We start from the raw sequence: 24,098 nt of genomic DNA on the forward strand, positions 1-24,098 counted from the left end.
GTCGCTACTCCCATGTTTGTGGTCGATGAGAATCTCATCGTCAGGAGCATAAGCGACGTTGCCCTGAAAACCCTGGGATACAATCGAGGTGAGGTCGTCGGCAAAATGACGTGCGCTGAGCTGTGCAGAACTCCCTTGTGTGGTACAGCTAACTGCGCTGTCAAAAGATGCATGCGCACCGGTGAAACCATCATCGGGGAAACCGAGGCTCAAACGCGGGATGGGAGGAGGATTCCCATCGAAGCCTGCTGCAGCGCTATCTTCGACGATAAGGGCAAGCCGATAGGCGGGATGGAGGTGATACTCGATCGCACGGACCAGGAGATCGCCATGGAGGAGATCAACCGGCTGAGCGCTGTAGCGGAAGCTGGACAGCTAGGCGAGCGTGCAGATCCCGAGAAGGCCTCCACGGAGGGTTTCAAGAGGCTCTTCCAGGGCATCAACGATATGCTGGATGCCATATTGGAACCGATCAACGAAGCGGTCGCTGTCATCGATAAACTGGCCGTATTCGACCTGGACGCTCGAGTAGAGGGGGAGTATAAGGGAGATCACGCCAGGCTCAAAAATTCCCTCAACGCGGCGATGGAGAATCTTCAGGAGTTCGTTCAGGAGTCCGTTGGAGTTATGAATAGGCTCGCGGCGTTTGACCTGACCGCTCGAATAGAGGGGGATTACAAGGGAGGACCGGCTCAGATCAAGGATTCCTTCAACGCGGCGATGGAAAATCTGGGGGAGTTCGTACACCAAGTCGCCATAGCGGCCGAGCAGATCGCTTCCGCGGCGGAACAGACCAGTTCCGGCAGTCAATCCCTATCTCAGAATTCCTCCGAGCAGGCGAGCTCCGTAGAGGAGGTAACCAGCAGCCTGCAGGAATTATCCTCCATGGTGGCTCAAAACGCCGATAGCGTTAAAGAAGGCAAAAGCGTGGCTGACACCGCCAATAGTAGCATCAGAAAAGGAATCGAATATATGAACCAACTCACCGATGCTGTGGATAAGATCAAATCCTCATCAGAAAAAACCTCCAAGATCATCAAGACGATAGATGAGATCGCGTTCCAGACCAATCTGTTGGCCTTGAACGCTGCCGTTGAGGCGGCACGGGCTGGAGAAGCAGGCAAGGGATTTGCCGTCGTGGCGGAGGAAGTGAGAAACCTCGCCATGCGAAGTGCTGAGGCCGCTAAGGAAACGGCGTCGCTGATAGAGGAATCAAATAGCAGCGTTGAGTATTGTGCTGATACCAACCAGAAGGTTACCGAGATCTTCGGTGAGATAACCAAAAATGTGGATAAACTGACTCAGATGATGAATGAAATCGCCGCCGCTTCAGAGGAACAAAAGCAGGGTGTTGAGCAGATAAATACGGCAATGGATCAGATAAATCAGGCTGTGCAGCAGAACGCGGCAAATGCCGAAGAATCGGCAAGTTCAGCAGAGGAACTGGCCAGTCAAGCTGAGGAGCTGAGAAGCATGATCGCTAACTTCAAACTGAGCGAGAACGGAAATGGCAAACAGCAGGTGAGTCCGGCAGTGGCAGCCACCAAATATACCAAACATACGATTGAAATCCAACCTAGAAAAAAGGCCATCGAAGTGGAATCTGGCGATGGTGATGGCGATAAACCCAAGTCAGAGCTTAAGCCCCAAGAGATTATCCCGTTTGAGGATGATGATATGGAAACCCTAAGGGATTTCTGAGTGTCTCACCCCCGATGTAACCTCCAACAGGGACGAAGGCCGGATAGGCCTCGTCCCTCGATTTCACCGATAGAGGGATAAACGATGTTCAATCAGGAGTATGATCTAAATCTGAGCGATGAGCACTTCAGAAAGATAAGCCACCTGGCATATCAGCTGACAGGCATCCGGCTACACGATAAAAAGGATCTGGTCAAATCCCGTCTGATGAAAAGAATAAGAGCTCTCGGTTTGAGAGGCTTCTCCGAGTATATGGAGTACCTTGAAAGCGACCTCCTCCAAAGAGAGTTGCCGATCATGCTCGACGTGCTGACCACAAATAAGACGAACTTCTTCCGTGAACCCAAACATTTCGAATTTCTCCGTCAGAGGGTAATACCGGAGATGGAGAAACTCAAGAGAATGCGGATTTGGAGCGCGGGGTGTTCCTCAGGCGAGGAGCCCTTTTCCATCGCCATTACGCTTATAGAGGGTATATCAGACATCAGCAGGTGGGATATCAAAATATTGGCGACGGATATCTCGCTCAGAATGCTAGCCATAGCGCGCGAAGCCTCTTATGAGTTGTTGAAATTGGAGAATATTCCCCATGAGATCATCAGTAAATATTTCTCGCGCTCCAAGGGGGAATCGGGAATTTGCTATAAGGTAAAGGATGAGATCAGATCGATGGTTCGATTCGCGCGGTTGAATCTGATGGAGAGCTGGCCCATGAAAGGGCCCTTTGATGTGATCTTCTGTCGTAACGTCATGATTTATTTCGATGATCCCACACGTGAAAGGCTGGTCAACCGCTTTTGGAGATTGCTGAGACCGGGTGGATATCTCTTCGTGGGTCACTCGGAAAGCTTAACTTCTCTGGAGCATCCATTCCAATACGTTCAACCTGCCGTCTATCGAAAGATATGAGGTGCTGAGTTGAAACATATCGTAGGGGTGGCTGATATGAAGATATCGGATAGGAGAGGTGACATATTGATAACTTATGCCCTTGGAAGCTGCTTAGGGATCGCTATATACGACCCTGAAGCGTGTGTGGGAGGGTTGTTACATGTCATGTTGCCTCTCTCCACCATCGATCCGGAGAAAGCAACTAGAAATCCGTTTATGTTCGTGGATACCGGCGTGCCCAAGCTATTTATAGAATGCTATAAGGCCGGCGCTAAAAAGGAAAGACTGCAGGTTAAGGTAGCAGGAGGGGCCTCCTCCAAAACTGAGGGCGAGGATCTTTTCCAAATCGGGAGAAGGAATTTCATAATACTCAGGAAGCTGTTATGGAGAAACGGTGTGCTGCTCAGCTCCTATGATGTGGGAGGAACCCTCTCTAGAACCATGTCCCTCGAGATAGGAACTGGAAGGGTTACGGTGAAGGCCGATGGCATCACAAGGGTACTGTAAATAGGGGTGTGAGGATGGCTCTTAATATCTTGGTGGTGGATGACAGCTCAGTGATGAGATCTATAATCATAAAAACCTTACATCTTTGTGGCTTGCCGCTGGGTGAAATATATCAAGCTGTTAACGGGTTGGAAGGACTGCAAGCCCTGGAGGAAAATTGGATTGATCTGGCTCTAGTCGATATAAATATGCCTGTTATGGATGGGGAAGAGATGATAGAAAAGATACGTCGGAAACCTGATATAGCAGATCTGCCGATTATCGTCATCTCCACTGAGAGCAGTCGAAAGCGGGTGGAAGCATTAAGGCGAAAATGTGATGGGTTCGTTCATAAACCGTTTACACCCGAGGAACTCAGAAAGGCTATCATGAAAGTTATAGGGGGACTAAATGAAGGAGAAGGTGGAGGATATACTTTACAGGTCAACGGTCCGGATTTTTGAGGACATCGCTTTTATGCTGCCTAGCATGGAGCTTAATGAGCAGCAGATGGGAGCTTCTGTGGAAGTTGCCGTCGCTGTAGATTTCTGCGGGCCGTTCAACGGCAAACTGGTGGTGCGTATCAGCAACAGCCTACTGCCTATCCTCGCCGCTAATATGCTTGGTGAGGGGGAACCGCCGTGTAGGAGCGAGCAGCTGGATGCCTTACGGGAGGTAGCAAATATTATATGCGGCAATTTGCTACCAGCTCTTACGGGAACTAAGGAGGTATTTCGCCTTAGCGCTCCATCCTTGATCTCTTCAAGGGAACCTCTCGATCACCCAAACGATATTCCTGTGGCGGAGGCGAGGATAGGAATAGATGAAGGGAGAGTTGAGGTGGTGCTGTTCATAGAAGATAAGGAGGTAGACCGATGATCCGTGTGCTGGTGGTGGATGACTCAGCGGTCATCCGTAAGATATTAAGCAATGAGCTATCAAGGTATGACGATATCAAGGTGATCGGCACGGCCATCGATCCCTATGTGGCCCGTGATAAAATCGTCAGGTTGCATCCCGACGTCGTTACACTCGATATTGAGATGCCCAGAATGGATGGACTCTCCTTCCTAGCTAAGCTGATGAAATACCATCCCGTTCCCGTTGTGATCGTTAGCTCTCTCGCTCCAAGGAATAGCGAAACCGCTTTAAAAGCCCTTGAACTGGGAGCCATAGATGTCGTAGCAAAACCGGGATCGGTATACTCCGTTCCCGATATCTCCAGGCTGGTCAACGCCATTCGCGCGGCCGCTTCAGCCAAATTACCGAAGCAGATCGCCCAGACATCGAGATATCCCGTGAAGATAGACCTGCCCCGTGAAATTCAGACCACTCATAAGGTGATCGCCATAGGGGCATCAACGGGCGGTACAAAAGCTATAGAGGTGGTGCTCAAGGACTTCCCCCGATCTGCTCCGGGGACGGTGATCGTCCAGCATATGCCCGAGTATTTCACTGCTAGCTTCGCACAAAGGCTCAATCGAATCTGCCAGATAGAGGTGAGGGAAGCCCGTGATGGCGATAGCGTGGTGCCTGGGGTGGCTTTGATAGCTCCAGGGGGTAAACATATGGTTTTGAAACGCAGCGGGGCGAAATACCTGGTTCGAATAAAGGACGGTCCTCCGGTTCATTATCAGAAACCCAGTGTGGAAGTGCTGTTTCAATCCGTCGCTATGAACGCGGGAAGAAATGCCATCGGGGTATTGCTAACAGGGATGGGGGCTGATGGGGCGAAAGGGTTATTGGCGATGCGCCAAAGCGGAGCATATACCATCGCTCAAGATGAGGAGAGCTGTGTCGTGTTTGGCATGCCGAAGGAGGCGATAAAACTCGGCGCCGCCGATGAGATACTGCCGTTACAGAATATCACCCGGAGGATCTTTGAGGTTCTTCTCAACAATCAATCATAACATCGTGGAGAGGTGAAAAGATGAGGGCAGAATATATAAATCCGTTCGTCGCCGCTTTGGAGAACTTCTGCGAGATGATGCTTGGCTGTAAGGTGGAGAGGGGAAAACTAAAGCTGGCAAACTCCGCCTTGGAGATTGAACATCCCGATGTGGATCAGGCTTTCGCGAAGTATGACATCACCGCCTTGATAGGGCTGTCGGGAAAAGCACGGGGAACAGTAGCTCTGTTGTTTCCCGCCAAGACAGCCCTGATGATAACAAGGCGATTTCTGGAAACGGACAAGATATTCAAGATAGATGACACCGTCATAGATGCCGTCGCTGAGATGGTCAATATAGTTGCGGGCAGCGCAAAAAGACAACTATCCGATGAGCTTGGACTGATCAAGCTCAGCTTGCCGACGGTGGTCCGAGGACGGAACTTCGAGATCAAGTATCCAACGGGTTCCGTCTGGCTTCAGATCCCTTTTAACTCAACCTTAGGCCCTTTCTTCATGCAGGTATCATTTGAGAAGATAGATGAATAAGGCTAAAGAAAGGGGTGCTGAGATGAAAATCCTAATCGTTGATGATTCAACGACCATGCGCCGGATAATTAAGAACCTGCTCATCAAGTCAGGATATAGCGATATCCTGGAAGCTGGGGATGGGCGGGAAGCTTTAGAGGTTCTAGAGGGCAACACCGACGTGGGATTGATTCTCACGGATTGGAACATGCCCAGAATGACAGGTATCGATTTTGTCAAGAAAGTGAGAGGAGATGAGCGCTTCGGCAGAGTGCCTATAATTATGGTGACCACCAATACGTCAAAGATGGAGATAATCCAAGCTATCGGAGCAGGGGTTAATAATTATATCGCCAAACCATTTACCCCTGGAACTATCAAGGATAAGATCGAGCAAACTCTGAAGCAGATGGCGAGTTGATGGATCTCCAGCCCTCTCAGATAAAGCTGAGGAGGGCTGGATTAAGAAAAATGGGACGAGGAGGGCGGAATGGGAATGGATATCGAGCGAACATTACCGCGGTCGATCGGAATGATATTTAATGCCATTCATAACGCCTTCGACCTCCAATCGGTGGCCAAAGGTGCTGTTGAGGCGATGATGCATTATAACCACTCACCTTCAGTTGGGATCTTTCTATATGAGGAAGGAACGCCCCACTTAAAGCTCCTGTACGCCGGAATTAACGAGAAAATCTTGCAGATGGAGACCGAATTACCTATGGGGAAAAGCTTAAGTGGATTAGCCGTCAGACAAAGGGAAATCATAAGCTGTGAAGATCTGAGGAGTGATCAACGGATTGACCCAGAGATTCTAAAGGCGCTTCTAAAAGAGGGTTTTATCAGCGCCGTATCGGTCCCATTGCTCTATCGAAACCGAACGGTGGGAGCCATGAGTTTAATCTTTAAGGAGAGATATGTCTTAACGGAAAGCGAGCGGGAGATCCTTCTCACGATCGGTAAAGCGATAGGGCTGGCGCTCGCCAACGCTCAACATACGGTTCGCCTCGAATCAGAGATCAACGAGCGGAAACGGGCGGAAGAGGAAAGGGAAAAGCTACAGAGCCAGCTATTTCAAGCTCAGAAGATGGAAGCGATCGGCAGATTGGTCAGTGCTATAGCCCACGATTTCAACAACATGCTTATCCCGATAATCGGCTATGCCAATGTTCTGCTTAAAAGCTTCCCGGTGGATAGTCAACTCCTGCAACATGCTAGAGCGATCAAAGAAGCGGCAGATCGAGCTGCAACCCTTACAAAACAGCTTCTGGTCTTCAGCCGCGGGCAAAGGTTTAAAATGGGAATATTGAATCCAAATCTGGTGATCCTCGGCATGGAAAACATGCTGAGACGATTAATCGGCGAAGACGTTGAACTGATCCTCTCCCTCGAACCTAATTTAAGGCTGGTGAGAGCTGATAGAGGGCAAATCGAGCAGATCATCATGAACCTAGTTGTAAATGCCAGGGACGCCATGCCTCAGGGAGGGAAAATCGTAATTAAAACCGAAAACGCCGATATCGATGATGAGTATTGCAGACTTCACGCTGAAGCTCGCCCCGGAAAATTCATCCGATTATCAGTTGAAGATACGGGCATCGGAATGGATGAAAAAACGATACATCATATCTTTGAGCCGTTTTTCACCACGAAAACCCAAGGGACCGGACTCGGGTTGTCCATTGTCCATAGGATCGTCAAACAGCATAACGGTTGGATAAACGTCTATAGCGAACCGGGATGGGGTTCGGTGTTTAAAATATACCTACCCACCTTGTCAAGAATGAACATGAAACCTGATGAAGATAAGAAAGAGATATCGTCTGAAAATCTCCAGGGCAATGGTGAAAAGGTCCTCGTGGTGGAAGATGAAAGCGTAGTGCGCAGATTTGCTGTGGATGTGCTTCGTGATAATGGTTATCGCACCTTCGATGCTCATAACACGGAGAAAGCTCTGAGGTTGTTCCTAAGAAGGAGAGGGGATTTCCATCTCATCTTCAGCGATGTCATTTTACCCGACGGGACAGGCCTTCGATTAGTGGATAAGCTTCTCGATTATAAACCAGGCCTTAAGGTGTTATTGAGCAGCGGATATCCGGATGAAAGGTTACAGTGGAAGGCTATCACCGGTAAAAATTTCATCTTCCTGCAAAAACCTTATACCTCCATCGAGCTGCTTAAGGCTGTTAAGGAGGCCTTAATTGACAAGTCCGGGAAAATCAAGGTAGAATCATCTTCCATAGCCATTGAGTGAAAGGGGAGATGAGAGATGGAACTGAAATTATGGTATGATAAACCGGCCGAGAAATGGGTGGAGGCCATCCCTATCGGCAACGGCCGGCTGGGAGCGATGGTCTTCGGCCGAACGAAGGGGGAGAGAATCCAGTTTAACGAGGATACGATATGGGACGGTAAACCGCATGATTATGCCCACAAGGGGGCCGCTGAATACCTGCCGGTCATCCGCGGCCTCCTCTTTAACGGCAGACAAAGGGAGGCGGAGGAGCTCGCCATGAGGGAATTCATGAGCATTCCCCTGCGCCAAAAATCATATCAGCCCTTCGGTGATCTTTGGATCGACTTCCACACGGATGGTGAGATACGTGATTACCGCCGCGAGCTGGACCTCGACTCAGCGCTGGTCACCGTGAGCTATAGGACCGGAGATGTCCACTACAGAAGAGAGATCTTCGCCAGCGCTCCGGATCAGGCCATCGTGATCCACATCGAGGCGGATAAACCCGGTAGAGTAACCCTCACGGCCTCGATGAGCAGCCCTCATAAGGGATGGATCACGAGATCGGTCGGCGAAGATCAGCTCGCTCTCAGAGGTAAGGTGGAGGACGGCGCCATCCGATTCGAGGCGCGTCTTCTGGCGAAAGCAAAGGGTGGAAGGGTGAAGGTCACGGACGAAGGGATGAAAATAGAAGAAGCGGATTCGGCGACGTTGATCCTGGTCGGAGCTAGCAGCTTCGTAAGTTATAAGGATATCAGCGCCAATCCGACGGAGAGATGCAGCAACTACATCGACGCTCTGAAGGATAAGGGATACGAAGAGCTTAAAAGGGCGCATCTGGAGGATTATCGTAGGCTGTTCCGAAGGGTCAACTTCGACCTGAAAGCGACTCCGGTCAATAAGCCCACAGATCAAAGGATCAAGGAGTTCGACGGGAAAAACGACCTACATCTCGTCGTGCTCTACTTCCAGTTCGGCCGCTACCTGATGATCTCCGGATCTCGTCCCGGCTGCCAGCCGCTGAACCTGCAGGGGATCTGGAACGAGAGCAAGGATCCGCCCTGGGGGAGCAAATACACGACGAACATCAACACCGAGATGAACTACTGGCCGGCTGAGGTGACCAATCTATCGGAATGTCATCTGCCCCTCTTCGATCTGATATCCGATGTGTCTGAGACGGGAGCAAAGGTGGCGAAGGAGCATTATGACTGCCGTGGATGGGTGTTACATCACAACACCGATCTATGGCGAGGTGCCGCTCCTATCAACGCCTCCAATCACGGGATATGGGTGACGGGCGGAGCTTGGCTGTGCCAACATCTGTGGTGGCATTACGAGTTTACGGGCGATCTGGAATTCCTCAGGGAGAGGGCCTATCCTCTAATGAAGGGCGCGGCTCTGTTCTTCGTCGATTTCCTCATCGAAGATCCCAAAACCGGATGGCTGATCAGCACGCCGTCCAACTCTCCCGAACAGGGCGGTCTGGTGGCGGGGCCGACGATGGATCACCAGATCATTCGCAATCTTTTCAGCAACTGCATCCGAGCCAGCGAGATACTTGGGGTCGATGGAGATCTCCGGAGGAAACTGACGGAGCTGAGGGAGCGAATAGCGCCGAACCAGATCGGCAGATACGGACAGCTCCAGGAGTGGCTCGAAGACAAGGACGATCCGAACAATCATCATCGTCATGTCTCCCATCTTTGGGGGGTATATCCCGGCTGTGAGATCACGCCTCGCGGAACCCCTGAGTTGTGTGAGGCGGCGAAGAAGTCGCTGGAGTTTAGAGGAGACGGCGGCACGGGATGGAGTAAGGCCTGGAAGGTGAATCTATGGGCTAGATTTGAGGACGGGGATCACGCTTATAAACTCCTGACGGATCTGATCAACTCCTCCACCTACCCTAACATGTTCGACGCCCATCCGCCTTTTCAGATAGATGGGAACTTCGGCGGAACGGCAGGGATAGCCGAGATGCTACTGCAGAGCCACACCGGGGAGATATCGCTCCTACCCGCCTTGCCCAGAGCGTGGCCGTCCGGCAAGATCACCGGCCTGCGGGCGCGCGGCGGATTTGAGGTCGATATAACATGGAAGGATGGTAAGCTGGTAAAGGCGGTCATCAGATCACCTGGGGGAAATGAGCCGAGGATAAGATGTGACGTGCCGATCAGAATCATCGGCAGAGAGCCAAAGGAGGGGAAACCAACGGAGTATATGGTTTTGCCCTCCCGTTGACCATCAATGACGACAAATGACTACAGAGGGACACCCGGCCGTCTCAGCCTGGGGCGAAATCGTATGTGAAGGTTTGGAATATCACGCTTATGGCGCTCCAGAAGGCACCGACGCAGAATTCCCCGAGGATCACACCGAAGAAGAAGTATTTCGTCTTGTTATGTGCCGCTATGCCGCCGTATTTCAGGACGACCCATTTAACGGCGGTGGCGATGACGAGGCACGACCAGAAGTATTCGACACCGAAGTTCATCGACAGGGCGTATCCTGCCGGGTGAAGCGGCCACCATATAAAGCGCATCCTCATGAACATGAGGAAGAAAGTGACGCCTATGCCGACGAGCATAGCGGTCATAGCGGCATAATCCGGTTTTCTCGGATACGCCAGCTGGTTAGCGAGCCAGTTGTACTGGCCCCAGATGTGTCCCACCGATGGGCCTCCATCCCCGCCCAGTCTGTACTCCTCGCTCACCAACGCCCAGAAGGAGGAGATGACGCCGAGGGCCATCGCGAGGATCATGGCCAGGACGAGCCTCCTGGGGTTCATATTCGTCCTCTCGGCGAGCTTGAACCCCTCCAATTGATGCGGCATAATGCTGTTGCGATATCCTCTACCGGATAGGCCCCAGAACAGCACCATCGGCACGAGGCTATTCGGCCCTACCCTTCGCGTGCCGAAGAAGTTGACAAGTATCTGCGGCGAGTTCATCATCCCCGCCATCTCATGAGCGGGCGGCCCAAGCTCCGCCCTCATACGGGTTATGGCGACTGAGATGATGTAGAGGATCACGAAGTAGAGAATAGCCATGCTCGGACTCATACCGGTTCTGAGACAGAACCACATGATATATGCAGAAGCCAGGGCGATCAGGATCACGGCTGTCCTATATCTTATGGGCTCATCCGAATCGTCAAGGGGGGTTTTTATACCCAGAACCTTCTTGGCCACCTCCTTTAGGTGTCCTTTGGTAACCCAAACCGCCAGAGCGAAGAGGCCGAAAAAGGCTCCCGCTGACTGCTCCGATAGATAGGGAAACCTCGAACCGGTCCGACCTATGGCCGCGCCGAACACCAAAAGCATCTTCTTAAATAAGAAGAAGAACCATATCGAAAAGGAGAGGTCCAAAGGCAGGAGAAACCCGAGCCCTATCAGAAACGGATATAGCGGCAGCGGCAGCCAGCCTATAGCATTCCAGGGTTTGGTGGTGAAATACCGACCGAGATTATGATAGTTATGCCTGACGGGTATCCTAGGCACCTGAGGGAAGAAATGGTTTAACCCGTTGAGAATGTCTATGAACGCCGCAAGGGCGAAGCCTATCCAGAGTATTCTGTTCCTGAAAAAGGTGCTTGTGCCACCGCCCTCAGTAATGGCAAGCGGCAGTTGGATGATCGGATAGGCCAGTTTCTCGTGCTCGGTCCACTGTTTGCGCACGATCACGTTGAGGCAGAGCATGACTATCCCGACGGCGGTGAGGAAAGATGTGAACCACAGGGCGGGCCTTGCCCACGCCCTTATGATCTCCCACCTGTAAAAGGTGCTTTCCCCCTCGTAGAACCCTCTGATTATCTCCCTGTCCGAGACGACCAACCATTTTGGCATGTATGGAAGGATCAGCTCCGCCCATTCGTTCTCCGGCGTGGCATACCAGAAGGCGTGGGGGATAGCGGGTATGGTCAACTGCAGGAAATCATGGCCAGCCAAAGCCTCGGCCATGCAAAGCATCACATATATGGTTATGATCTCGCCCTGGCTCAAAGCGGCCTTCGGATAGATCTTCTTGACGGCGAGGTTAAAGGCGATGATGACGAAGATTATGAACACCACGCCCCACATCAAGGAGATCGATGTGGGGTGATTCGTGTGCCATAGACATTCGACCTCCAGGACCCAAAAACAGGCCGGGGGGATGAACAGAAGGCCAAGCAGAATAGCTCGCCAGGTTACCCCTGTCTCCTTTTTCCTTCCCTTCATCCTCATCTCCGGAGGAAATCTGCCGATATTATATCATGGGGAAATCCCCGTTGACAACCAGGGGGGCTTATGTGATAATACAGGACAAGCAGTGAAATCCTCCATTGGAGGTTGAGATGAAGAAGATAAAGGTTGGGATAGTTGGGGTGGGCGGCATCGCTCAGGGGGCACACATACCCAACTATCAGAAGATCCTCTCTCATACAGGCCATACGGGAAGGCGGCCCATCCCCCATCCCGCCCGAGGAAGCGCTTAATATGCAGAAAATCCCAGATGCCGTTTATAAATCCTCCGAAACCGGAAGGCAAATCCGAATCAGATAGATAGTCCATTTGGCATGAATTTTGATACCATCAAAGATGGAAGCAGCGGGGTTGCTCTCCGGAACGACCCCGCCGGATCCCAAATCTCCTTTGAGGAGATATGCTCAGGAGGTTTGAATGTGGACATGAAAGTATACACCTTGGTGTTAACCTTTATGCTAATGTGCTGGGCTGTCGGATTAAACGCTCATGCCTCATGGGAAAAGGTGGATACCGGGGAGAAGGTGAATCTCTTCGGGATGGATTTCGTGGATGAATACAGAGGGTGGTGCGTTGGCGAAGGAGGACTGATCCTGAACACCATAGATGGCGGCAGAACCTGGCACAGGCAGGGATCGGGGACGGGCCAGGATCTATACGACGTTTGCTTCGTCAATCCCAACGTCGGATGGGTGGTCGGGGATAACGGAACGATACTTCACACCGAAAACGGTGGCGTTACCTGGACACCTATCCCCTCTCCCACCAGCAATGCCCTTTACGCCATATCCTTACCTGACGGCAAAAACGGATGGATCATCGGCAGCCTTGGCATCATACTGCACACATCCGATGGCGGCAAAACCTGGTCGGATCAATCCCCCACAAGGGTGACGCTTCAGGATGTCTGTTTCATCGACAACAGACACGGATGGGCGGTGGGAATAAGCGGGATGATACTCTCAACCTCAGACGGAGGAGCTAGCTGGGAAACCCAGGTCAGCGGAACTGATAGCTTCCTCTACGGAGTGCATTTCGTCTCCCCCACTCACGGGTGGGTGGTCGGCGATGACGGAACTATACTCCGAACAACGGACGGCGGTAGAACTTGGAAAAGGCAGAACGCAGATGGCGAATGGATGCTTAAGGACGTCTGTTTCGCAAACCCCACGCTCGGATGGGCGATCGGAGATGATGGCGTGATCCTTAAAACCATGAACGGTGGCGAGACCTGGCGGAGAGAGGAGATAGCGACGTCGGCTAAGCTCAACGCCATCGATCAGGGCGGCACGATCCTATGGGTCGTAGGTGAGGAGGGGACCGTGCTGATGGAGAAAAATGTGCCAGCGCCTGAGGCGCTCGTGGAGATAACCGAGTTGGACGAGGCCATCGAGATGCCCAAAGAACCGGTGGTGAACTTCGCCTCCCTTAGGGTCAACTCCATACCCCGAAAGGCAAAGATCATCCTGGACGGCAAACCCACTAGCAAAAAGACCCCTGCTACGTTGGAGGATCTGATACCCGGCAGACATGAGGTGAAGCTCGTCATGTCCAATCACGGAACCGTGTCGAAGATCGTCACCCTCAAAGAGGGAGAGATGAAAGATATAACCCTGAAGCTTCCCACCCGCAACAGGCAGATATCGATATTAGCGGGTGGGATAGCCATCGGCGGTATCACGATCGCCGTCTTGCAGTTCTTCGCGGGAGGGTTTTAAACCATGATCAGAGATATGAGAAAATCCGTCGGGGCTATATCGCTGATGATCCTGCTCTCATCGGCCGCCTTCGGAGCGGGGCGGGGGGACATGCCGTTTGCCGTTGAGAGCGTTAGGATCTTAAGCCTCGGAGGGGCCTATACGGCGTTGACCGACGAGGAGAACACCGTTTTATATAACCCCGCCTGTCTCGAATACGTTCAAGAGAGCAAGCTGGCGATATTCGGGCTGAGGGCAAATCTAAACGAGGATACCGTTGAAAGCACCTCCAAGCTTATCAACTCATACATAGACGCCAACAAGCTGAGGAAGATCCATCCCAGCACGATCGATGAGCTCAGGACCTATCACCCGCTGGTATCCCTCAGCGGTCCGATACAGATATCATATGTGAGGGATCACTTCGGCTTCTCGCTGCTCAATCCCGTTTCGAACGCCAAGCTCAGCTATGACTATAAGGACGGGGCCGTAGTCAAGATCAAATGCTATCAGGATGCCATCGCAACCCTCGCATATGGCGGTAGGGTGTATAGGGATCTCTCCGTCGGACTGGCGATGAAATACCTCGTCCGATGTGAGGTGGGAAGGCTGGGCGGCGATGATATCCTTCAACTATATGACATGAAGGGCAACCTCTACATCCGCAGAGGTCTGGGATGGAACTTCGGCATGACGTACGAGATCAAGAGGTGGTCACTGAGGGTGGGGCTGAGCATCAGAGACCTCTTCGGCACGGATCTCTCCGAGCAGATCCTCAAACTTGAAACCACCAAGTTCAGAAGGGGAGGCAAAACCGAGATCAAACGGGCCACCAGGATAGGACTCTGCTATCAGCCCGATTTCAAGATACCTTTCAGCAAACTGGCCTATTACCCCTACAGCACGCTGATAGCATTTGATTTCGGAGATGGGAAGTCGTTCGGAGAGAAATTCCACCTCGGCGTGGAGATCAAACCTTTCAGATGGCTGGCCCTGAGAATGGGGGTGAACGACGGCATAAGGCTGGGACTGGGATTGCGCACGGCTGTGTGTAAACTGGATTACATGTTTTCAACAGGTTATAGGGACAGGTTTTTAGGTGAGAGGGTGGGTAACGTTCATGCCTTCTCGCTTATCTTTAGCTATTAGGGAGGGATTGGGGATGAAAGTGAAATCGATTGCGTTTCTCATCATCGGAGCGGTTCTGATATGGGCGGGATGTTCCAACTATACCCAACAGGCGAGGATATATGAATCGCTTGGCGATTACAACTCCGCCGTCCTGGCATATCAGAAGATGATCGAGAGGAGCGATGGCGTCAAGAAGGCATACGCTCAGGCAAATCTGGGCAGAATCAAACTCAAGCTCGGTCAGAACTGGGAGGCAGAGGAATTACTGAGGAAGGCCAAAAAGCAGCTTGATCAGAGCGATCCCATATACCCGGAGGTCTGCTTCAATCTCGGCTACTGCTATTATCTCAGGGGAGAACAGTGGTATAACCAAGCCATCGCCGAGATGGATGAGGCGGTGAGGGTGAAGGAGGATTTTCCCAAAGCGCATTACTATCTGGGAGCTATGTATTTCAGAACCAAACAGTATCAAAAAGCCCTGAGCCATCTCCCCAGAATCAAGGGTGAGAACGAGGATAAAGCGGTATACATATCCGGTCTGTGCTACTGGAGGCTGGGTGAACTCGGCGATGCTGAGAAGCATCTGAGAAGGGCCGTCGAGCTGGCCAGGAACAAAACGGATAAAAAGCAGTATATGAACTCGCTGCAGAACCTGCTCAACGAGATAGCGCAGTTGGAAAAGGCGAAATCTAAGATCGTTCGGGTCAAGCTCAATCCGATCTTCCTGGCTTTCCCGACTTACTACGCCGAGAACCCGATCGGCAAGGTCACGGTCAAAAACAGGCTCGATGAGGCGATGAAGGACATACAGCTCCTGGTCGAGATAAAGGGCTTTTCATCCTCACCAACGCCGAATCCGATCGGCGATCTTAAGCCCGGCCAGGAGGTAACCGTGCCGATTAAGGCTGTGATCGACGTTGAGAGGGCGAAGACCCAGATGGAGAACATCCCAACTCAGGAGATCACGCTCAGGTTGGAATATACCTACAAGGGGAGCAAACAGAGCGAACGAAGGTCAGAATATACGAAACTATATAACGTCCACGTGATGAATTGGGAACCGCCGGAGCAGATAGCCGCCTTCGTAACTCACGAAAACCCCCCCGTGGCCAAAATAGCCGATTACGCCTCGGCTGATTATCCGCTGGATAAGGCCGCCCAGATCTATAATACGCTCAACCTGTACGGGATATCCTACTCGCGCGATCCGCAGAATCCGTTTAGCCACAAGCTGGATTACGTCCTTTATCCGTGGGAGACACTTGAAAGGAAAGGAGGAGACTGCGATGACTTAAGCGTGCTTTATGCGGCATGTCTCCAAAGCGTGGGCATAGAGACGGCCTTCCTGCTGGCGAAAGATCATATATTCGTTGCGTTGAACACCGGAATTCCAGAGGATAGGGCCAAGGTGATCATACCCAAGGAGGATCAGGACGGCAACAGGCTCTACCGGATACGAGGGGGAACCGCCTGGGTGCCCGTTGAGGTCACGGCGCTCGGTAAAAAGGATAAAACCTTCTTCGATGCATGGCGTCAAGGGGCAAAGGAGTGGAGAGAGTACGGCGAGGAGCTCCAGTTCATACCTATCTCCAAGGCTTGGAAGAGGTTCAAGCCGATCTGGGTGGGCAGAGATATCGATCTGAAGCTTCCCGACCGCAATCTGGTGGCGCGACTGTGGAACGAGGATGTGCGTAAGGTAAAGGAATGCTGGAGGATAGCGCTCGATGCGGATATAAAGGCATGGCAGGAGATGCTGCGAAAGGGCGAGAGGAGCGAGGCGGAGGTGAAGAACATGATCGGCATAAACCTAGCCCTCAAGGGTGATTTCGCCCTGGCCAAAAAGGCCTTGGAGAGGGCCACCTTGCTCGATCCATCTAACGGCAAATATCACAATAACCTGGCCAACGTGCTTCTGCTCATGGGCGATCTCGAAGGGGCTAAGAAGGAATATAAGGCGGCGATGAAGGCCAACGCCCAAAAGGCTGGAATCTATTACAACATGATGTTCTACTATTACAGCACAGGGGATTTCGAGAGGGCTTACAAGATCAAGCAGATGGCGGAATCCTCCGATGAAAGCAAAAGCGATTTCGGTAAGATAGCTGCTGCACGTATAGGCGGAACCGGCGCATCCCTGGGCGAAAGCGCACCTGAAACACAACCTCCTATAGTCGCTCAGAAACCAAAGATGGACAAGGACTCCATGCGGAGATTGCTCGGATTCGCAGGCGAAGGGGAAACAAGGGCTGAGGGTATATCCAATCCGGAGGAGATGCAATGGCTGCTCTACTGGATGAAATGAGGCTCGTTAAAATATGGTCGATCCCTATCATCCTCGCCCTCATCATCCTGCCGGCCTCGGCACAGCAGATGAAGAAGGATCTGGCTATAGTGAGGGTGAAGCCATCGAGCTCCATCCAGCAGGAGGCCGGCAGGATACAGGGCGGCGAATTCGGAAATCTATGGGCGATCGTGGTTGGCGTCAACCGATACCGGGACCCGAAGATCAGGCCGCTCAGGTTCGCCGTTGCCGATGCCGAGGCGATTCAGGATGTGTTCTCCTCACGTAAGAGAATGCCTCACAGGGACGTTATACCTATGCTCTACACGGACAACTCCGAGAAAAAGCCGACGCAGAGAAATATCTTCAAGGGCTTCGCCTTCGTCAGGGAACATGCCCGCCGCGAGGACACCGTCCTCTTTTTCTTCTCAGGCCACGGCGTCGAGGTGAACGGCAAGAGCTATCTGCTGCCATGCGATGTTGACACCGAGATAATCGATCGCACGGCCATATCGCTCGGGGATATCAATGAGGAGCTTGCCCGAACCAAGGCGGCGAGGCAGGTGGTCATATTGGACGCCTGTCACAGCGGCGGCCCTTTGATCACCGGAAACAGCTTTACCGCCAAAGGGGTGGATATCGGAATCGCCAACCCGAAGGAGGAACAGAGAACCGCCAAGCTTGCAAGGCTCGCACTTCAAGCGATAGCTAATGCCGAAGGGAGGATAGTCCTCTCCTCCTCAAAGGCCGGTGAGGTCTCCTATGAATACCCGGAAAAGGGGCACGGCGTCTTCACATATTACCTCGTAAAAGGGCTGAAGGGGGAGGCCGATCAGGACAGTAACGGATACATAACGGTCAGCGAGGCCTACAGATATGTATACAACTCGGTCGTTCGGTGGAGCAGGGAACACAAACGCAGGCAGACCCCTAGCATGGAGGCTAAAACCAGCGGTGAAGTCGTCCTGACCATCAATCCCGATGTTTACCTCGCTGCAGCCTCCACCCTGGGAGGATCATCACAGCAATCCGTCCCCAATCCGATCCATAAAACCGATGTGAGGATCGCCCCATACGACGGGATGGAGATGGTGCTTATACCGGCGGGTAAGTTCATCATGGGGAGTATGCCCGGCGAAGGCGATGAGGACGAAATACCTCAACATGAGGTTTACCTGGATGACTTCTACATAGATTTTCATGAGGTGACCAACGCTCAATACAAGATGTTCATTGAGGCAACGGGCCATACCGAGCCTCCATTCTGGCATGATGAGAGGTTCAACAAGCCCGATCAGCCGGTCGTGGGAGTCTCCTGGTTCGACGCTCATGAATATGCCAAATGGGTTGGCCGGAGGCTTCCCACGGAAGCCGAATGGGAGAAGGCCGCTAGGGGAACCGACAGACGGATCTATCCGTGGGGCAATGAGTGGACCGCTGAGGGAAAGGTCGTCTCAGCCCCAAGGTCGATCAACTCGAATAAGCTGGACGTCAGCCCATATGGCGTGGTGGATATGGCAGGGAACGTATCGGAGTGGGTGGCGGATTTCTACTCGAAGGAGTATTACCGATCGGCCGTCAACTGGAGGAATCCGCTCGGTCCGATGGTGACCGGATTTGTGAAGCTCAAGGTGATAAGAGGTGCCTCGTGGAAGGATTTCTCCTCGAAGACGGCGAGGTGCGCCGACAGGAAACATAACATACCAAGCATGAAGCTTAATTTCGTCGGCTTCAGGCTGGCGAAGGACAAATAGGGGTGGGCAGCCGCTCGCCCCACCAGCCGTTATTTCCCCACCACTGCCAGCTTACCTATCCTCGTATCCAAGCGAGTTTCCCGAGCAGGATACATCAGCCTCATTACCATCTCATTCCCCCGAAAGTCGATCTCCTTCACGGCAGTCCGTTTGTGCTCGCCGGGCTTTGCTATCTGTCGGTCACGGCTAGCTTTCCTATCCTTCTTTTCCCCCTAAACCGGGCGACGTAGATGTAGACACCGCCCGAGACCAGGTTGGAGTTGCTGTTGAGCAGGTTCCACCTGACCGTTCCGTCCGGCCCGGCGGGAGGAAGTTGGACGACGAGGTTTCCATCCGGAGCATAGATGCTGATCCTCGTCCCCAGCGGCAAGCGATCGAAGATCACTCTGGGAGCTCCCCTCTCAAGTGAAACGGGGTTGGGATAGACCCTCAAGGAGTCAAGATCGGCGAACCTTCGGCCGGAGACCGGTATCTCGAACTCCACCCTTCTCTCTCCCATGGGCGAGCCGACCTTCGATGATATGCCGGATATGGTCAGAACATATGCGTGACCGGCCTTAAGCGGCTTATCCGGGAAGGTCAAAAGCAACCTCCTCGCCGATATCAGCAGGGCAGATGAGGGGGTAATCGGGGATTTCACCCCTCCGGTGACCGTAATATCCCTTAGCTCGTAGGAGGATACCTTACCGGCATCCTCACTCATCTCAGCGCTAAACTCCAATCTCAACCTATTAGGGGGAAGTGGGAAACAGGAGACCAACTTAGGCGGCAGCGCAGGTCTCACCTCAACCGTATCGGACATCCCCGATTCCCATCCGCCGAGAACCGTCGTCACCCCGTAACGGTAGATATGACCCGGATCAACCCCTTCGTCTATGAAGGATCGGGATGGGATGACGGCTATCTTATGGAATTCTCCTCCATCCTCCGCCCGATAAACCTTGAAGCTTTTCCATTCCCTCTCGCCCTCCCATGAGAGCTTAATCCTGCCTTCGTCCAGTGGAACAGCCCTTAACCCCCAGGGTTTCAGCGTTAGAGAGGCCCTCTCTCCTTTAGTGAAAAACCTGAACCCGTCTTTCAGGTTCAATCCGAATTCCGGCCTTCCGTCCCCGTCGAGATCGAGGGCGATTATCCGGCGATTCGCGCCTATCCCCTCAAAATGCCATATCGGATCGAGGTTTCCGTTCAACACGTAGGCGTCTCCGTAGGTCGTGACGATCAATTCGCCCTTGCCGCCGCCGTTCAGATCGACGATTCGGGCGGCGTTCGATGCGGATATAGCTCCATCTATTTCGGTCTCGTCCAGAAGGCGGGGACCGATGTCCCGCACCTCAATCGACATGAGATCCAGCGGATATGTGAGTTTATTCTCCCTCTGTGTCTTTAAAATCCCGATCAGAACCTCATCTCTTCCGTCGCCGTTCAGATCTCCTGATGTCATGAAAGCGGGTGTTCCATCGGCTATTCTCTCAACCCACCTGAGGGCGTATCTGTTATCGCCCCTATTCTCATAGAGGGCCAAATCACAGTCCTCATCCAGAAACAGGATATCGGTCATATCATCGTCGTCCATCTCGCCGACCGTTATCTCCCTTATGGAGTTGTAACCGGCCGATGGGTTATACAGGGAGGCGGTTTTTATGAAGGTATCATCGCCCCGGCATTCGTAGATCTGGACCCGATCGTATCTTTCCTCTTTCAGGAGGAGCTCCGGATCTCCATCCCCGTCCGTATCGGCGACCGTTCCGCCCCAGGTATCGTCCCTTTCAAAGGTCCTACGTTTTCCCTCCATCACGAAGGTCACGTCGCCCTCATTCAACAGGATATCAGGTATACCATCGCGATCCACATCGCCGACCCACCATGGATAAGCTTTGAGGCCCATCCTTCGGATCCTGCCCGGCATGCCGCTGCCGTTCACCTCGAACACTATGATCTCGCCATATCCCTCGTCCGATCTCCTCATCCCCCAGATTTCAAACATACCGTCCTTATCCACATCCGTGAATCCATCGGCAGGGTAAAGCGGACTCAGATGTGAGGGCAGCTCCTCATAGGTATTGGGAGATATCGGGTGATCCTCTGTGATAGCCTCGATCGACATCTCCGAGCTCATCCCGGCCGTGTTGATCGCCTTCAGGTGAAGTTCATATGTGCCTTCGCCGAGTATCTCGAAGAGCGGCAAGCTGTGATCCCTTGAAAGATGATTCACCTTTATGAGATGAAGTGGAAGCTCGGAACCGATCCTGTAGGGGATAAGCAGGGCGGTTGTCAGATCATCCGTCTGCCACGTCAGCTCCGTCTCACATCGCCCGTCTCGGATCGAGCGTTTAAGCTTGATGGTTTTAAACTCCGGCGGGGTGTGATCGACGGTGATGATCGCCTCATCGCGGCCGAACTCCATCCCATCGGCCGATCTGACCTCAAGCCTGAGCGTATAGGTGCCCTCTCTGAGATGGGATACGTCCCAAACGCCGAGTTGGGCCGACTCCACCGTCATGCCGATATTCGGCGTTATGGCCGTCCATTTTTCGGGGGTTTTCCCTATGCCGTAGAGGAGCTGATAGCTATCGAACCTATATCCGCCTGCCGTGCCGATGATCGGGATCGAATCATCGAAGCCGGTGTAATTCTCCGGGGATGTGATCCTGGCGACCAGCGGCGTGATGGTCAGGAGCGCCCTGAAGGCGTTCAGTCTTCCGGCGTCCACCAGCTCAGGGGAGTACTCCATCCTATCGGCTGAGCTGGCGAGTATCCTACGCACATCCTCAGGCGTCAGATCCGGTCTCCTGGACAGAAGCAGGGCTGCGACGCCTGAAACGTGTGGGGCGGCCATAGAGGTTCCGCTTGAAATCCAATATGGTTCCTTCACCCCCAGGCTTAGGATCACCATCCCGGGGGCGGCGATGTCTATGGCGGCGTTTGCGTTCGAGAAATAGGCCTTGTGATCGTTTTGATCGCTGGCAGCAACTGCTATGACCTTCCTGTAGGCCGCCGGATATAGCACATCCGTCCGCGAATCATTCCCGGCGGCAGCCACCAGAACGCAACCTTGGCTATAGGCGTAATCTATGGCATCTCTGATGAGCAGAGAAGGTTCCTCGTCCCCCCAGCTCATGTTTATAACCTTCGCCCCGTTATCGGCGGCATATACGATCGCCGCCGCGGCGTCGTCATCCTGGAGGTATGTTCCACCTGTCAAGACCCTGAATCCGGCCCTGACCGGCATTATCCTGCACCTCCAGGCCACCCCGGCTATTCCGACGGAGTTATCTGGCTGGGCACCGGCTATCCCCGCCACGTGAGAGCCATGTCCTCCTTCATCCATCGGGTCATTATCCCATTCCGTGTAATCCCCCCTGCCGGGCATGGTGGGCGCATCGGTGAAATCCCAGCCGATATAATCGTCCACAAATCCGTTTCCGTCATCGTCTATGCCGTTGCCGGGCACCTCACCGGGATTTCTCCAGATTTTGTTCTTTATATCCTCATGCTCGTAGTTCACGCCCGTGTCCACTATCGCTATCACCACATCCTCGCTTCCCTTCTCAACAGACCACGCCTCAGGCATCCTGATCCGCTCCATGTCCCACTGCTCGTCGAACCTGGGATCGTTCGGCACCATCTCGGCACACGGACGATACAGATGGTTAAGCTGGATGTAATCTATATCCGGGTCGGATCTATGTCGATCCATCAGGGATAGGATATCCGTGCCGCGGGGAAATCTGAGCAGATAAATCCCTTTCAGCCCTGAAGCCGGCGATCGAAAGACGGGGTGAACCTCGATCGCCCCAAGCCTTGATGAGATGGTCTTGATCGATCCCGCCCCTTTAACCCTGACGATAAGCTCATCCGGAGAATACCTGGGGTATGAGAACATGAGAAGAAACGATATCAGTAGGATCATAGATATCCACCCTCTATCCTCGAAAAAGGTTACAATGAGCTTCCCTAAAAGTCAACCTGAGGATTGGGCGGGCACATAAAAGGGGGCAGACGCCCCTCTTTGGATACCTGATCCCCACTTATGTCAGCTCTGAGGTTCGATAAGCCTCTCCGCGTTCCTCCATCCCAATCGAAGGCTTCCTATGAAAAGGCCCGCGAACAGAAACATCAATCCCGCCGAAACCAGAGGAAGGGCTATTCCGTGTCCCTGGGAGAGGGCGATAGCGATGACCGCGCCGACCGTTATACCTATGTCCAGGAACATCATCACGCCGCTTGCAAGGGTCGATGTCGATCTCCCGTCGCCGGATAGGATGACGGATGGAAGCGATCCCACAGCCGTGTTCATGGAGGCGAAGGTGAAGGTGGCGAAGCCGACGGAGAAGGCGAGGATCGGCCACCACTTCAAGGGCGCTCTCAAGACGAGAAGTCCCATGAGCGTGAACAGCTCTACGTAAAGCAACGGCGGAAGTGAGGATACCGCCAGCTTGGCTTTGAAAAAGGTTTGTGGGGTGATAGGGGAGCTTCTCAGTATCCACCACGTCCTGCCTTCCGACTTAAACCCGGCCCAGCAGAGGTTCAAACTCAGCATCATGCCATATATCAATTGCTGGGCGGTCAACATTATCACCTTCTCTCCCATCGGCATATCCCTGCCCGCGAGCACCACAAGCGTGATGACAGGGATGAGAAGGAGTATGATGGATATCTGCCAATATCTAGGGTCTCGTATCGTCTGGATCAGGTCCTTGAAGGCCAGAGCATGCGCTGGGCCTTTGAGGAGAAATCCGAGATCCAAATTTAGACCGTTTCTCTTCCGTGTTCTGCCTGAAAGCTCAGCCGTTCTCGATCTCTCCCACCCCGGGTAATACAACCATCCTGAGATCGCCACTGCCGATCCGGTTAATCCAACGGCGGTGCAGAACAGGGATATGGCATATCCCCAGCGGGAACCGACCGTCTTCAATCCCGATAGGCTCATAAGCAGATTGCTCGCCCAGACATGTGGATACCATCTCCATGAGACAAGGGATCCGATGTGCCTCCCGAGCCAGACGAAGAACCTCCCTCGATCGGCTTCGGTAGTTCCGAAGTATGAGGCCGCTAAGAAGCTGATCAACAAGATGAAGAGAAAGGAGGCGATCCTGCCTATAGAGCGCGTCATGCGGCGCGAATAGAGGAGATACACAAGGGGCAAACTTATCAGAGCAACGCTCGCTTCAGTAAGGACGAGGAGCGCAAACAGGATGGGGAGGAGAAGGATGAAAAAAAGAGGGCCAGGATGAAACAGACCGGCCATCGCCAGCCACGGCGGCA

The 24,098-nt window shown here is 52.9% G+C and carries 18 protein-coding genes; 15 read left to right on the forward strand and 3 right to left on the reverse strand.

Going from position 1 to position 24,098, the window contains the following annotated elements; translation table 11 throughout:
- The 10 genes from J7M22_12105 to J7M22_12150 all read left to right on the forward strand — a co-directional run.
- Window positions 1-1,701: PAS domain-containing protein (locus J7M22_12105; GenBank protein MCD6507348.1), on the forward strand; the 1,701-nt coding region annotated here is incomplete at its 5' end.
- 84 nt (window positions 1,702-1,785) lie between these two features.
- Window positions 1,786-2,610 carry a protein-glutamate O-methyltransferase gene (locus J7M22_12110; protein ID MCD6507349.1) on the forward strand — a complete coding sequence of 275 codons (825 nt, stop codon included), beginning with the start codon at window positions 1,786-1,788 and terminating at the stop codon, window positions 2,608-2,610.
- A 9-nt stretch (window positions 2,611-2,619) separates the two neighbouring features.
- Window positions 2,620-3,099, forward strand: coding sequence for a chemotaxis protein CheD (locus tag J7M22_12115; protein ID MCD6507350.1), 480 nt, complete (start codon window positions 2,620-2,622; stop codon window positions 3,097-3,099).
- A gap of 14 nt (window positions 3,100-3,113) precedes the next feature.
- Complete coding sequence (locus J7M22_12120) at window positions 3,114-3,542, forward strand: response regulator (protein MCD6507351.1); 429 nt, start codon at window positions 3,114-3,116, stop codon at window positions 3,540-3,542.
- Window positions 3,490-3,957: a chemotaxis protein CheX gene (locus J7M22_12125; protein ID MCD6507352.1), complete on the forward strand. Its 468-nt coding sequence runs from the start codon at window positions 3,490-3,492 to the stop codon at window positions 3,955-3,957. The genes J7M22_12120 and J7M22_12125 overlap by 53 nt, the downstream gene beginning before the upstream one ends.
- Window positions 3,954-4,988, forward strand: a complete 1,035-nt coding sequence (locus tag J7M22_12130) for a chemotaxis response regulator protein-glutamate methylesterase (protein MCD6507353.1) — start codon at window positions 3,954-3,956, stop codon at window positions 4,986-4,988. Before J7M22_12125 ends, J7M22_12130 begins: the two co-directional genes overlap by 4 nt.
- Before the next feature lie 20 nt (window positions 4,989-5,008).
- Window positions 5,009-5,515: a chemotaxis protein CheX gene (locus tag J7M22_12135; protein ID MCD6507354.1), complete on the forward strand. Its 507-nt coding sequence runs from the start codon at window positions 5,009-5,011 to the stop codon at window positions 5,513-5,515.
- Between the two features lie 22 nt (window positions 5,516-5,537).
- Window positions 5,538-5,915 (forward strand): response regulator, encoded by a 378-nt coding sequence (locus tag J7M22_12140; GenBank protein ID MCD6507355.1) that lies wholly within the window; start codon window positions 5,538-5,540, stop codon window positions 5,913-5,915.
- Between the two features lie 69 nt (window positions 5,916-5,984).
- Window positions 5,985-7,748: a response regulator gene (locus tag J7M22_12145; protein ID MCD6507356.1), complete on the forward strand. Its 1,764-nt coding sequence runs from the start codon at window positions 5,985-5,987 to the stop codon at window positions 7,746-7,748.
- Window positions 7,749-7,763: 15 nt separating this feature from the next.
- Window positions 7,764-9,971, forward strand: a complete 2,208-nt coding sequence (locus tag J7M22_12150; protein ID MCD6507357.1) for a glycoside hydrolase family 95 protein — start codon at window positions 7,764-7,766, stop codon at window positions 9,969-9,971.
- Between the two features lie 43 nt (window positions 9,972-10,014).
- Here J7M22_12150 and J7M22_12155 read toward each other — a convergent pair whose 3' ends face one another.
- Window positions 10,015-11,946: a hypothetical protein gene (locus J7M22_12155; protein MCD6507358.1), complete on the reverse strand. Its 1,932-nt coding sequence runs from the start codon at window positions 11,944-11,946 to the stop codon at window positions 10,015-10,017.
- 116 nt (window positions 11,947-12,062) lie between these two features.
- Here J7M22_12155 and J7M22_12160 point away from each other — a divergent pair, with 116 nt between their 5' ends.
- The 5 genes from J7M22_12160 to J7M22_12180 all read left to right on the forward strand — a co-directional run bounded on the left by J7M22_12160 (window position 12,063) and on the right by J7M22_12180 (window position 18,833).
- Complete coding sequence (locus tag J7M22_12160) at window positions 12,063-12,203, forward strand: hypothetical protein (GenBank protein MCD6507359.1); 141 nt, start codon at window positions 12,063-12,065, stop codon at window positions 12,201-12,203.
- 186 nt (window positions 12,204-12,389) lie between these two features.
- A complete protein-coding gene (locus J7M22_12165) occupies window positions 12,390-13,688 on the forward strand; it encodes a PEGA domain-containing protein (protein MCD6507360.1) in 1,299 nt (432 codons plus the stop codon).
- Between the two features lie 3 nt (window positions 13,689-13,691).
- Window positions 13,692-14,816 carry a hypothetical protein gene (locus tag J7M22_12170; GenBank protein ID MCD6507361.1) on the forward strand — a complete coding sequence of 375 codons (1,125 nt, stop codon included), beginning with the start codon at window positions 13,692-13,694 and terminating at the stop codon, window positions 14,814-14,816.
- A gap of 13 nt (window positions 14,817-14,829) precedes the next feature.
- On the forward strand, window positions 14,830-17,100 hold the full coding sequence (locus J7M22_12175; protein MCD6507362.1) for a tetratricopeptide repeat protein: 2,271 nt from the start codon (window positions 14,830-14,832) through the stop codon (window positions 17,098-17,100).
- The gene (locus J7M22_12180) at window positions 17,076-18,833 is read left to right on the forward strand and encodes an SUMF1/EgtB/PvdO family nonheme iron enzyme (GenBank protein ID MCD6507363.1); all 1,758 of its coding nucleotides are present in this window, start codon (window positions 17,076-17,078) and stop codon (window positions 18,831-18,833) included. The genes J7M22_12175 and J7M22_12180 overlap by 25 nt, the downstream gene beginning before the upstream one ends.
- Window positions 18,834-19,002: 169 nt before the next feature.
- Here J7M22_12180 and J7M22_12185 read toward each other — a convergent pair whose 3' ends face one another.
- Both J7M22_12185 and J7M22_12190 read right to left on the reverse strand, forming a co-directional pair.
- The gene (locus J7M22_12185; protein MCD6507364.1) at window positions 19,003-22,743 is read right to left on the reverse strand and encodes a S8 family serine peptidase; all 3,741 of its coding nucleotides are present in this window, start codon (window positions 22,741-22,743) and stop codon (window positions 19,003-19,005) included.
- Window positions 22,744-22,866: 123 nt separating this feature from the next.
- Window positions 22,867-24,098 (reverse strand): hypothetical protein (locus tag J7M22_12190; GenBank protein ID MCD6507365.1); only part of this gene is annotated, 1,232 nt, incomplete at its 5' end.

This window comes from Candidatus Poribacteria bacterium (assembly GCA_021162805.1).
GTDB lineage: Bacteria > Poribacteria > WGA-4E > B28-G17 > B28-G17 > JAGGXZ01.